Annotated in this window: 8 protein-coding genes, 1 tRNA gene and 1 other RNA gene; 8 read left to right on the top strand and 2 right to left on the bottom strand. The window is 41.4% G+C overall.

Annotation, left to right across the window (positions count from 1 at the left end; genetic code table 11):
• Positions 1–75: 75 nt before the first annotated feature.
• From QL984_RS15825 to QL984_RS15840, 4 genes are all read left to right on the top strand, one after another.
• Positions 76–151 (top strand) — tRNA-Phe (locus tag QL984_RS15825).
• Between the two features lie 306 nt (positions 152–457).
• Positions 458–1,867 (top strand): TolC family protein, encoded by a 1,410-nt coding sequence (locus QL984_RS15830; protein WP_024600854.1) that lies wholly within the window; start codon positions 458–460, stop codon positions 1,865–1,867.
• Positions 1,864–3,060 carry an efflux RND transporter periplasmic adaptor subunit gene (locus tag QL984_RS15835; protein WP_013464147.1) on the top strand — a complete coding sequence of 399 codons (1,197 nt, stop codon included), beginning with the start codon at positions 1,864–1,866 and terminating at the stop codon, positions 3,058–3,060. Before QL984_RS15830 ends, QL984_RS15835 begins: the two co-directional genes overlap by 4 nt.
• Positions 3,057–6,140: an efflux RND transporter permease subunit gene (locus QL984_RS15840; protein ID WP_016900630.1), complete on the top strand. Its 3,084-nt coding sequence runs from the start codon at positions 3,057–3,059 to the stop codon at positions 6,138–6,140. The genes QL984_RS15835 and QL984_RS15840 overlap by 4 nt, the downstream gene beginning before the upstream one ends.
• Positions 6,141–6,293: 153 nt before the next feature.
• On the opposite strand, the gene ssrS is transcribed toward QL984_RS15840, so the two are convergent.
• Positions 6,294–6,477: non-coding RNA, 6S RNA (gene ssrS / locus QL984_RS15845), on the bottom strand.
• Positions 6,478–6,702: 225 nt separating this feature from the next.
• Between ssrS and QL984_RS15850 the strand changes: the two genes are divergently transcribed.
• From QL984_RS15850 to QL984_RS15865, 4 genes are read left to right on the top strand one after another with little or no spacing between them, the layout of a single operon-like run.
• A complete protein-coding gene (locus tag QL984_RS15850; protein ID WP_008110427.1) occupies positions 6,703–7,266 on the top strand; it encodes a UPF0149 family protein in 564 nt (187 codons plus the stop codon).
• A 36-nt stretch (positions 7,267–7,302) separates the two neighbouring features.
• Positions 7,303–8,625 carry a Xaa-Pro aminopeptidase gene (pepP, locus tag QL984_RS15855; RefSeq protein ID WP_128583169.1) on the top strand — a complete coding sequence of 441 codons (1,323 nt, stop codon included), beginning with the start codon at positions 7,303–7,305 and terminating at the stop codon, positions 8,623–8,625.
• Between the two features lie 14 nt (positions 8,626–8,639).
• Positions 8,640–9,827, top strand: a complete 1,188-nt coding sequence (gene ubiH, locus QL984_RS15860; RefSeq protein ID WP_128583192.1) for a 2-octaprenyl-6-methoxyphenyl hydroxylase — start codon at positions 8,640–8,642, stop codon at positions 9,825–9,827.
• Complete coding sequence (locus tag QL984_RS15865; RefSeq protein ID WP_290172944.1) at positions 9,824–10,990, top strand: FAD-dependent monooxygenase; 1,167 nt, start codon at positions 9,824–9,826, stop codon at positions 10,988–10,990. The genes ubiH and QL984_RS15865 overlap by 4 nt, the downstream gene beginning before the upstream one ends.
• A gap of 160 nt (positions 10,991–11,150) precedes the next feature.
• Here QL984_RS15865 and QL984_RS15870 read toward each other — a convergent pair whose 3' ends face one another.
• On the bottom strand, positions 11,151–12,350 hold the full coding sequence (locus QL984_RS15870; RefSeq protein ID WP_016900634.1) for an alpha/beta hydrolase-fold protein: 1,200 nt from the start codon (positions 12,348–12,350) through the stop codon (positions 11,151–11,153).
• Between the last annotated feature and the right edge of the window lie 178 nt (positions 12,351–12,528).

Consider the following 12,528-nt stretch of genomic DNA (forward strand, 5'->3'; position numbering starts at 1 on the left):
AGATAGCCAGTCAGTAGAGCTAGCTGGGAATTGCATTAAAAATCCGTTAAGATTTTTAATTAGCACTGTTTAAGTGCCTCGATAGCTCAGTTGGTAGAGCAGAGGATTGAAAATCCTCGTGTCCCTGGTTCGATTCCGGGTCGAGGCACCATTTATACAAAGCCTCGCATATGCGGGGCTTTTTTGTTTCTAAGTTTTTTCTATCCTGCTCTATTTTTCCAGCACGTCATAAACAGTAAGTCCCTCTGTCCTTTTCGTACCTCTTTGAGAACTTTATTCAGCTTTTTTGGCTAAAAATTAGGTTGTTTATTAATTTGTGATCAATATGTTAATACTTGGCGTATCTACGGCACTTATAATTTCATCGCAAAGTATGTAATGTTATGTAAAGTCAATTGAGCAACGTTTGCTAAAGTGCTTGAATAACATTCATAAATAGCATTAATCAGGTTTAAACATAATGTGGCAATATAAGCCATCTTTATTGGCAATAAGTATTATGCTGCTAAGTGGTTGTGCGAGTAACTTAAACCCGCAACTACGTGAGCAAGCACCGAATACACTCCCAGATCAGTGGCAACAAACAGCTGTTGAATCAGTAGTTGCTGTCAACGACACATGGTTTAATAAACTTGCTTCACCAACAGTAAAGCAGCTAGTTACTCAAGCGCTAAAAAACAATCAGCAACTATTGCAAAACCGTTTTGATGTAGAAATACAAAAACAGCAATTAATTGTCACCGGTGCCGCTTTATGGCCCAGTTTAGATATTTCAACGCGAGTAGGACGGAGCAAAGATAATCGTCCGGTTAGTTATAATAACTCAAGCTCTGTATCGTTAGAGTTAGGCTATGAAATTGATTTATGGGGTAAACTCTCTGATGCAAAGCGCAGAGACAACCTCAACTACCTTGCTCAGCAAGCTCGCTATGAGCAAACTAAACAACAGCTTATTGCAGATGTTATAACAAATTGGTTTAACTTAATCAGTGCAGAGCAATTACTTGATTTGTTTAAGCGCAGAGAAGCTAACGCCCAGCAAAACCTTGAGATTATTGAGTCGGGTTATCGCCAAGGTTTAAATGAAGCGTTAGATGTTTATTTAGCTCGCAATGAGTTAAACAATGAACGCTCCCGTATAGCAACCCAAAAAGCAAATTTGACTCAAGCTGCACGTAGCCTTGAGCGTTTATTGGGGGAGTATCCAAAAGGATTGATAGCAGCGAATAACGACCTACCTGTAATTAATGACGACATTCCTCTTGGTTTACCGTCGGAGCTTATTACTCGCAAACCTGCGTTGCGTGCTAGTTGGTATCAGTTATTAGCCAGCGACGCTTCGCTTGCGTATGCGCATAAACAGCGTTTTCCGAGTTTAAATTTAGCGGCAGGTTTAAGCGATAGCACTAACAGGGTAAGCGACTTATTTTCTGCTTCAAGTCTTGCGTGGTCACTTATTGGTAGCATTTCAGCGCCTATTTTTGACGCTGGGCGACTCGCTGCGAACGAGGAAATAGCCAGTTTACAAACGCAAAAGCAAGAGCAAGCCTATCTGCAATCTTTATATGATGCATTTGGTGATGTTGAAAATGCTATTACCCAACAACAATCTTTAAAGGCACGCTACCAAAGCACCTTGCAGGCACAAGAAAATGCCTTAGCAGCAGAGCAATTATCGTTTGAACAATATCAAAGTGGTTTAGTGAGCTACACCACCGTATTAGATGCACAAGCACGCTCGTTTGATGCACAAAGTTCACTGATTGAAATTAAAAACCAATTACTCACAAATCGCATTAAATTACATGTTGCTCTTGGGGGCGACTTTGCAAAATCAAGATCCGCACAGGATGAGCAAGCACTATGAAACTAAACAAACAAAAAATAATTGTTCCCGCTGCTATCATTATAGCGACCATTTTTTTGGTGATGTTTATTAAGGGAAACCCGCCTAAAGCATCACGTTTTTCAGCACCGCCAAAAGCAAAAATTAATGTAGCGGTAAAACCATTGCAGTTAATTGACTACCCCGTTGAAATTGATAGCTTTGGTACGGTTAAACCACGGACTCAAAGTATGTTGGTGGCTCAGGTTTCTGGGCTGATTATTGATATAAATGAGCAGTTCCGCGAAGGCGGCTTTTTTGAAAAAGGCGATGTGTTACTTCAGCTAGATGATCGCGATTTAAAAGCGGAAGTTAAATCAGCACAAGCTAATTTGCTCAATGCCGAGCAAAACTTATTAGAAGAGCAAGCACGAGGCCGACAAGCGCTTACTGATTGGCAACGTTTAGGCAATGAGTCTGAACCGAGTATTTTAGTACTTAGAAAGCCACAGCTAGCTGCAGCGCAAGCACAGGTTTTGTCAGCACAAGCACAATTGGAAAAAGCGCAACTAAATCTTGAACGTACTAAAATTAAAGCCCCTTATGCTGGGCGAGTATTAAACCGCAGCGTTGACTTAGGTCAGGTGGTATCTAACAATATGCAGTTAGCGACAATTTATGCAACCGACAGTGTTGAAATACGCTTACCGATAAAGAATAAAGATCTGCCTTTTATTAATTTACCTGAGCAATATCGAGATGGTGCTAAAAATCAGCGTGGCTCAGCGGTTAATTTCACTTCAGATTTAATTGGCGAGCAACAATGGCAAGGCCAACTTATTCGTACTGAGGGCGCAATAGATGAAAGTGCTCAGCAATTGTATGTGGTGGCTAAAATTAATGACCCTTATAAATCAACCAGTGATAATCAATACCCAGTAAAAATAGGACAATACGTTAAAGCTAAAATTAATGGCAAAGTCGCCTCTCAGGTACTCGTTATTCCCAATAGTGCGATATATCAAGGCAGTTATGTTTATGTGGTTGAAAATGGCACACTACAGCGTAAAAATATTGCTTTAGCGTGGCAAAATGCGCTGCAAGGCATTGTGAGTAAAGGTCTTGAAGCGGGTAGTCAATTAGTACTGACGCCACTGGGGCAAGTGAGTTCAGGTACGCCAGTGCAGATAATGGATGCGACTCCTAAAGCACAAAAAACAGGAGAGCAGCCATGATCGCTTGGTTTACTCGTAACCATGTGGCTGCCAACTTATTGCTAATTAGTATTGTGTTGGGCGGCCTATTCAGCCTGTCTTCTAAGTTACCGTTAGAGGTGTTTCCCTCGTTTGTTTCTGATCGTATAAATATTAGTGTGAGTTTACGTGGTTCAACCCCAGAAGATGCTGAAAAAGGGGTCACCATACGAATAGAAGAAGCATTACAAGATCTCGAAGGTATTAAACAAATATCGAGCCGCTCTTCTGAGGGGTCATCACAAGTAAGCGTTGAGGTTGATACTGGCTATGACGAGCGTGAATTGTTAGCGGATATAAAGAGCCGTGTCGATGCCATTAATACCTTTCCAGCCGATGCAGAAAAACCAGTAATAGGGTTAATCCAGCGTAAGCGTGAAGTAATAGCAGTCACTGTTTCAAGTGACTACAACGAAAAAGAAACCCTAGAATATGCAGAGCAAGTCCGTGATGAATTGCTGCGTATTCCGGCGATTACCCAAGTTGAACTTAGTGGCGTACGTAATTATGAGCTGGCAATCGAAGTAAGCCAAGATACGCTGCGCCAATACGATTTAACCTTGGCGCAAATATCCAGTGCCATTGCCAATTCAAGTTCTGATATTTCAGCGGGAAACCTTAAAACAGAGGGCGGCGATGTACTTATTCGCTCTAAAGGGCAAGCTTACCGCAAAGATGAATTTGCAAGCATTGTGATAAAAAATCAAGCCGATGGCACTATTATTCGCTTAAGTGATATTGCAACCATTAACGATGATTTTGAAGAAACCCCCGTGCGCACCCGCTTTAATGGCAAACAAGCCGCATTTATCGATGTGTACCGCATTGGTCCGCAAAGTGCGATAGAAGTGGCCGATGCAGTTAAAAACTATATTACCAGTGAGCAAGCTAATTTACCGCAAGGGTTTTATTTAAGCTATTGGGATGATGACTCTGAGGTAGTAAAAAGCCGTATTGCTACCCTAACTAGCAATGCTTTACAGGGCGGTATTTTGGTACTGGGGTTACTGACTTTATTTTTAAGACCTGCCATCGCGTTTTGGGTATTTATTGGTATTCCGGTTTCATTTATGGGCGCGTTTATGGCAATGGCCGCCTTTGGCGTGACCATAAATGTGATCAGCTTATTTGGTTTTATATTGGTGCTAGGGATTGTGGTGGACGATGCTATTGTTACCGGTGAAAACGTGTATACCCATTTAAAAACCGCCAAATCGGGCGAAGAGGCTGCTATAAAAGGAACTCAAGAAGTAGCCACGCCAGTTACATTTGGCGTGTTAACCACCGTGGCCGCTTTTTTACCGTTAGGTTTTATAGAAGGCGCGCGAGGCGCTATTTTTGCGCAAATTCCGGTGGTGGTTATTCCGGTATTATTGTTTTCATTGATTGAATCTAAATTTGTGCTGCCAGCGCATTTAAAATATATCAAACTGCGCCAGCAAAAAGGCAAAGGTTCTAAATTAGAGCAACTCCAACAACGTTTTGCTGATGGTTTTGAGCATGCCATTTTAAAATATTACCAACCCGTATTAGGGCTAGCGCTACGCAACAAACTGGCCACAGTCAGTTTATTTATGGGCGTGTTTTTAATTATTTTAACCATGATCACCAGTGGTTGGACTAAGTTTATTTTCTTCCCACGTATTCCCAGTGAAACAGTTCGGGTTAATTTAACTTTTCCTGCGGGAACACCGTTTGAAGTCACGAATAAATACATTATTGATATGTCAGATAAAGCCAGAGAGCTTCAGCGTAAGTATCAAGATGAAGAAACAGGGCAAAGTATTATCCTTAATATTTTAGCCAGCACTGGCGGGCGAGGCGGTGCGGCTAATTCGGGTAGTGTGCGCTTTGAAATCACCCCAGCAGAACAACGAGAGTCTGATATTGGTTCGCGTGAGTTGGTAAAAGAGTGGCGGCAATTAATAGGGGTGATCCCAGGGGCTGAAAGTCTCACATTTAGAGCAGAAATAGGTAGAAGCTCAAACCCAATTGATATTCAATTATCGGGTAATTCCATAACCACACTGCAAACAGTGGCTGAGCAAATTAAACAACGATTGGCCACTTATCCAAGCGTGTTTGATATTGCCGATAGCATGTCTGATGGTAAAGAAGAGCTACAAATAGAGCTAACAGAGCAAGGGCTTGCACTTGGATTAAATAGAGTTGATGTATCAAGACAAGTGCGTAACTCGTTTTTTGGTGTACAAGTACAGCGCATTCAACGCGGGCGTGATGATGTGCGCGTTATGGTGCGCTTACCTATAGATGAAAGACGCTCAGTTGCTGATTTAAAAGATATATTAATACAAACACCTAATGGTGGGCGAGTGCCGCTGTCACACGTGGCCACTTTAGTACCGGGTCAAAGCCCATCAACCATTACCCGTATTGATCGTTACCGTACTCTTAATGTGTCGGCGGATGTAGAAAAAACCGATACCAATATGACCGTGCTTCAAGCTGATTTAAAAACCTACTTAGATGAACTTGTGCAACAATACCCAGGTGTAAGCCATTCATTAGAAGGTGAAGCCAAAGAGCAGCGCGAATCGTTTGGTTCATTATTGTGGGGAATGGTATTTGTATTTTTTGTAATTTATGGGTTGCTCGCAATTCCCTTTAAATCGTACTTACAGCCACTGGTGGTGATGAGCATTATTCCTTTTGGCATGATTGGCGCAGTAATTGGCCATTGGATCATGACTATGGAGCTTACCATTATGAGTTTGCTGGGAATGCTCGCGTTAATTGGGGTCGTGGTGAACGACTCGTTAGTATTGGTTGATTTTATTAATAAAAAACGCAGTGAAGGGCTCGATTTAATGGAAGCTGTTAAAACCGCCGGCGTAGCGCGTTTTCGCCCGGTTATGCTAACTAGTTTAACCACCTTTATAGGCTTAATGCCGCTGCTGTTTGAAAAGGCGACTCAGGCGCAGTTTTTAATTCCTATGGCAGTAAGCCTAGGTTTTGGGATTATATTTGCGACTTTTATAACCTTATTATTTGTTCCCGTTAACTATATGCTGATGGAGCGCTTTCAAGGTTGGTTTAAGTAGTGTTAGGCATTAAAAAGACAAAGGGATAGGTGTTAGAAACAAGTTTAATATCGGGCTGTGGAGGCGCAGTTCGATATATTTAAAGACGAAAGATAGGGAATGTTTAGTTAAAAAGAAATGCTTGAGAACCTAGAACCTAAGCTATAAAGGAAGGTGTTCCCCGAGAATGCGGTGCCCGGTGTCAGTCCTGAAACCTTGAGGTTTCAGGGCGGAAATCTGCGGTTTACCGTAGGCTTCTCGGTACATGCCGAGCTTGCACAATAGTAAACGAACAAAAATCCTGGTATAAAATTTATCGGCTCAGGGACTTAACCAAGCTCCTGCACCCCAGGGAACAAATTTAGTATATAAGACATATTCCAATCCTTAAACCCCAATCGTAAAAAATTAAACTGTTCGCTCAGTTTTCCTGCAAATTTAATCTTATATTTACTTTTAAGATTGCTTTTTGAACTTAATCAGCTTTTCAATCGCTTGCTTTTGACCTCAGTCATAGAATTCATTGGAGTTGCTTTTTATCGAGTGGTAGCATTGCTTTAATTAGCAAAGCGAAGACGTCATTATGAATAACTTACCAGATTACGAAAAAGCCCAACTTCTTTTAGAGAAAAACGAAATATTTGTATCACCTGCTGAAGCGCATGGCGTTATTAGCGGCTTACTTGCTTGTGGGCTAAGCATTGACGATAAAGAATATTTAGGCTTACTGAGCGATGTATTTAATGATGGCGAGTCGTTTAGCAACGATTTAAAACAGTTTTTTGGCCAAATTTATCAACAAGTGGTTGAAAGTTTTAACAATGAAGAGTTTCAATTTGATTTGTTTTTACCGAGTGATGACGAAACACTCATCGATCAAGCCAATGGGCTCGTATCATGGGTAGCTGGGTTTATGCTGGGCTTTGGCTTAAAGCAAAAAGACTATGGCAAGCTGTCGGCAGATGTAAAAGAAGTGATTAGCGACTTTAGCGAAATTACGCGCCTTGATACAACCTTTGAAGAAACCGAAGAAGATAGCCAAGCACTACATGAAGTGATTGAGTACGTACGCGTATCGGCGTTACTGTGTTTTGCTGAACTTGGCAAAGAGCAAAACCCACAAAGCAACAAAAAAACACTGCATTAATTTAGTAATACAACAAAAGTAATGGGTTAGTTATTAATGGTTGAAATACAAAAGTCAGAGTTTAAAGCGCGCCGCGAGCGTTTATTGACGGCAATGGATAGCAACAGTATTGCGATAATTCCTGCTGCAACCGAGCTCACACGTAGCCGAGATACTCATTATCCGTTTAGACAAGACAGTGACTTTTTTTACTTAACTGGTTTTAACGAACCCGATGCGGTATTGGTGTTATGCAAAGACAGTGATACGCCTTCTATATTGTTTTGTTTAGATAAAGATAAACTTGCAGAGGTATGGCACGGCAGGCGCATTGGTTTTGAAAAAGCGCAAAGTGAATACTTATTCGACAAAACTTATGCATTAAGTGAACTAAACGAACAATTATTGAATTTGGTGAACGGCCAACAGATTTTATTTTATGCACAAGGGACGTATCCTGCCTTCGACGGCAAAGTATTTTCAATGCTTAATACTTTGCGTAGTGCCCCCAAAAAAGGCGATACAGCACCGAGTACCCTTAAAGATATTCGCCCGTTATTACATGAAATGCGCCTATTTAAATCGCCAAGCGAAATTAACATTATGCGTGAAGGCTGCGAAATAAGTGCCCGAGCACACATGCGTGCCATGCGCTTTTCCCACGTTGGCGCAACCGAGTTTCAATTAGAGGCAGAGCTTCATCATCACTATGCGATGAATGGGGCGCCACATCCAGCTTATGGCACCATTGTCGGTAGTGGCGATAACGCTAATATTTTGCACTACACCCAAAACAGCGATGTATTAAACAATGGCGACCTAGTGCTGATTGATTCAGGTTGTGAGCTACAAGGTTACGCAGCCGACATTACCCGTACTTTCCCCGTTAATGGTAAATTTAGCACCGAGCAAGCTGCGCTTTATAATATTGTACTCAAAGCGCAAGAAGTGGCATTTAGCGAAGTAAAGCCCGGTGGCTACTTATCGCAGGCTAATAAATTAGCTATGCAAGTGCTAACCCAAGGGTTACTCGATTTAGGTATTTTAACCGGCGATTTTGATGAGTTAATGGCGCAAGGTGCCTGTAAAGAATACTACATGCATGGTCTTGGCCATTGGTTAGGACTCGATGTTCATGATGTGGGCGATTACAAGGTTAATAACCAAGAGCGTGCTTTTGAACCGGGTATGGTACTGACCATTGAACCTGGGCTTTATATTAGTAAAGATTCAAACGCACCCAAAAAATACCAAGGTATAGGTATTCGTATTGAAGATAACTTATTAGTAACTGAGTCTGGTCACGAAAACTTAACGATTACCGTGCCTAAAAAAATTAGCGAAATAGAAGCGTTAATGCAAAGCGCTAAAAACGCATAAGCTTGGAGATAAAAGTGGCTAAGCAGTTTGATGTTGTAGTTATTGGCGGTGGTTTAGTGGGCGCAAGTTGCGCACTGAGTATAAGTAAAAAAAATCCCAGCCTACATATTGCCGTGGTTGAAGCAAACCAAGTAACCACAGATTATCACCCAAGTTTTGACGACAGAAGCATCGCACTTGCACAGCAGTCGGTGGAGTATTTACAAAGCCTCAATTTGTTTGAAATAAACGCTCCCTATGCGGCGGCCATAAAAAAAGTCAGTGTGTCAGACAAAGGGCACTTTGGTAAAACCCACATACAGTGTGATGAATTTGCAAAACCCTCATTAGGCTATGTGGTGGAGGTAAACCCATTTGGCAGAGCGCTGCATCAACGTTTAACGCAATCAAATATATCGCTTTTTTGCCCTAATAGCGTAACGGCGATAAAACAAAATGCCGAAAGTAATGAACTTACATTACAAAGTAGTGAAAAACTAAGCGCTAAGCTGTTAGTGATTGCCGACGGTGCACAATCGCCAACCCGTCACTTGCTAGGCTTAGGTTTCAATACCCAGCCTTATGAACAAGGCGCGATTATTGCCAATATAGAAGTGGCTGGTGGACACCATCATCAGGCGTTTGAGCGGTTTACCCAAAATGGCCCAATGGCTTTATTACCCATGAGTAATAACCGCTATTCGTTAGTATGGTGTATGCGCCAAGAACATATTGAGCAGTATATGGCATTAAGTGAATCAGACTTTTTAAGCGTACTGCAAGTCACCTTTGGTTATCGTGCTGGGCAGTTTATAAAAGTAGGGATGCGCGCCAGTTATCCACTGGTTTATGGGCAAATAGAATCGTTGACGGCGCACCGTACTGTGGTAATAGGTAACGCGGCACATGCAATTCACCCCATTGCAGGTCAAGGCTTTAATTTAGGGCTGCGCGACGTACAAGTGCTTAGTGACTTAATAGCAAACAGTGAACACGATTTAGGTAGTTATGCCTTTACTCGTCAATATTCAATTAAGCGCAGTGATGATATAAACACCGTGATGACATTGACCGATGCCTTGGTTCGACTTTTTTCAAACTCATCACGGGTGTTAGCGCTTGGTCGTAGTATTGGGCTATTTTCAATGGATTTATTCCCCGCATTCAAAGCCCCATTGGCTAAACAGTTAATGGGACAAGTTAAACAAGGTACACGTTTATGAAACAAGTACAGGTTTGTATAGTGGGTGGTGGCTGCGTAGGTTTAACGCTGGCGCTAGGGCTTGCTAAAGCGAATATCAGTGTGGTTGTGTTAGATGCAGCGCCAACTCAAGCTCCACCGAGCGATGACTATGGTTTACGTGTAAGCGCATTGAGTATTGCCAGCCAAACTTTGCTCGAGCAGTTAAATGTATGGCCACACATAATAGCTGAGCGTGCTTGTGCTTATACGCACATGGATGTACGCGATGCCGACAGCTTTGGAAAAATAGCCTTTAATAACGAGCAACTTGAGCTTGAGCATTTAGGCCACATTGTTGAAAACGATATTATTCGCTTTGCACTAATAAAAGAGCTTGAGCAGCAAAGTAATGCCGCACTCATGTTTAATACCGAGTATCAGCAAATACACCAAAGCGAGTCTGATGTATTTATTAATTTAAAAACTGGCGAACCTATTATTGCTAAGTTGCTGGTGGCGGCTGATGGTGCAAATTCAGCGATTCGTAAACAGTTTAATATGGCGCTGAGCTTTAAAGATTACGATCACCATGCGTTAGTAGCGACAGTTAAAACCAAAGAGTCACATGCAAATACCGCACGCCAAGTGTTTTTACCTACAGGGCCGCTAGCGTTCTTGCCATTGAGCGATGAGCATACTCATTCAATTGTGTGGTCTACCAGCCCTAATCATTGTGATGAATTGTTAGCAATGGACGACACCACTTTTAATAAAACAGTTATGGCTGCAATAGATGGCCAATGCGGTTTATGTGAAGTGCAAAGTAAGCGCGTCGCGTTCCCACTTAAAATGCGTTATGCCCAGCAATGGGTAAATGGCAAGGTGGTGCTAATGGGCGATGCAGCGCATACCATTCATCCATTAGCAGGGCTCGGTATGAACCTAGGTCTAAAAGACGCGGCTTATTTAATCGAGCTACTAAGTCAAGACACCAAAGAATTTGCAAGTACGCGCACACTGCGTGATTACGAGCGCACCCGTAAGCTCGACGCACAAAAACACATTGCCATGATGCAAGGGCTAAAAGAGTTATTTGAAGGCGCAAACCCAGTTAAAAAGCTGATTCGTGGGGTAGGGCTTTCGTTAGTTGATAACTTGGGCCCAATCAAACACCTATTCGCTAAAGAAGCGATAGGGAAGTGATAAAGACAAGCGGTCAGTTTTTAGCTGTCAGCTTTCAGCCAAAGAAAAACCGATGTTTAGTTTAAGCATCGGTTTTTTTATAGGCTAATGCTTTCTTTAGTGTAGGCGTACAGCTTGCTGACGCGACGAGCAAAGCTCGTAATGCTTTTAAATTAATGAGCTACAAATTTTCTTGTGCTTCATTCACCATATCTTGCAGTGCATCGATTAACAGCGGGTCACGCGAGTTCTGTTTAGCAAGTTCTAGTGCGTGTTTCATACTAGTGAATGCCTCTTTGAACTGTTTATTAGCAGTGTAGCCTTGCGATAATCGCATGTGAGAGTAAGCAGCATTAGGGTAATCGTTAGTAAAGTGTTTTAGTGTTGAAATAGCTTTTTTAGTGTTACCAAACTCTTGCTGGCTATGAGCAAATTCTACGTACACATCTTGTGGAATTTTAAGCTCAAATCCGTACTTATCACTAAGTGCTTGGTAGTAACCGGTAATCAATGATACATCCGCAAATTTTCCGTGCTCGTCAGTCACTTTAAATATTAGGTCGCTAAATAAGTGAATTAGGCTATCGCTAAGTGCTGGAAGTATGGTGCCCATATGAGTAAAAGTGGGATAATGCTTATATTTCCATTTTAGCTGTGTGGGCATTTGTTGCTCTAAATTTACTAAAGTATTTAATACGCCGGTATAAAAGCGTGCGCCTTCACTTGCAACACTAATAAATAACGCTTGAGCGCCTTTGGGGTTTTTAGTGTATTTAATAATATTACTTTTTAACTCTTCATCACTCCACCAACTATTTGGGCTTATAGCGATGTAGTTGTTAAATAATGCTGGTTGATTAACTAAAGTATAAAGCGCTAATGTACCAGCATTAGAATGACCAATTAAGGTGTTGTAACCATTAGTTGGGTAGTTGCTATTTATATAGGGCATGAGCTCATCAGACACAAACTTTAAAAAATTATCGGTTTGCCCTGCGTCAGGCCATTTATTTTTAACAAAGGTTTGAAACTCCGTTTTAGGCTCACCTTGTACTTTAGGTAAGTAATCACGAACACGGTTGGTTGTATCAATAGCAACAAGCATTGCATTAGGTATCTGCTCGTAATCAACAAGGGATTTTATAACGCCAGACGCCGTATGAAAGTGCTCAACACCATCAAGTAAATAAATAACATAGAGCGGCTGATCGTCTTTTACATTGTCAGGTATGAATATTCTGATAGGTCTGTCTTCGTTAAGTATTTTTGATTGTAGAATGACCTTTTTACCCACGGTTATGTCGGTTGTAGCGGTGTCTGCATAGCTTAAAACAGGTGTACTAAAAGTAACTATTAACACAAGCGATAGTAAAAGCTTCATAAATATCCTTATTAAATAATGTGTTGCTCAATAATTGCACGGCTTTAGGTTTGAGTAAATGTTTATATTTTAGAAGCAAATGTAGAGCTTAAATAATTTAAAGCTATGCTTTTCAAGCTCGGCGTCTACCTCGTAAATATTAAACACTTATCTTTATTTTACTTATTGATATAAAGGG

The organism is Pseudoalteromonas sp. APC 3495, from assembly GCF_030407645.1.
In the GTDB taxonomy this organism is placed as follows: Bacteria; Pseudomonadota; Gammaproteobacteria; order Enterobacterales; family Alteromonadaceae; genus Pseudoalteromonas; species Pseudoalteromonas tetraodonis.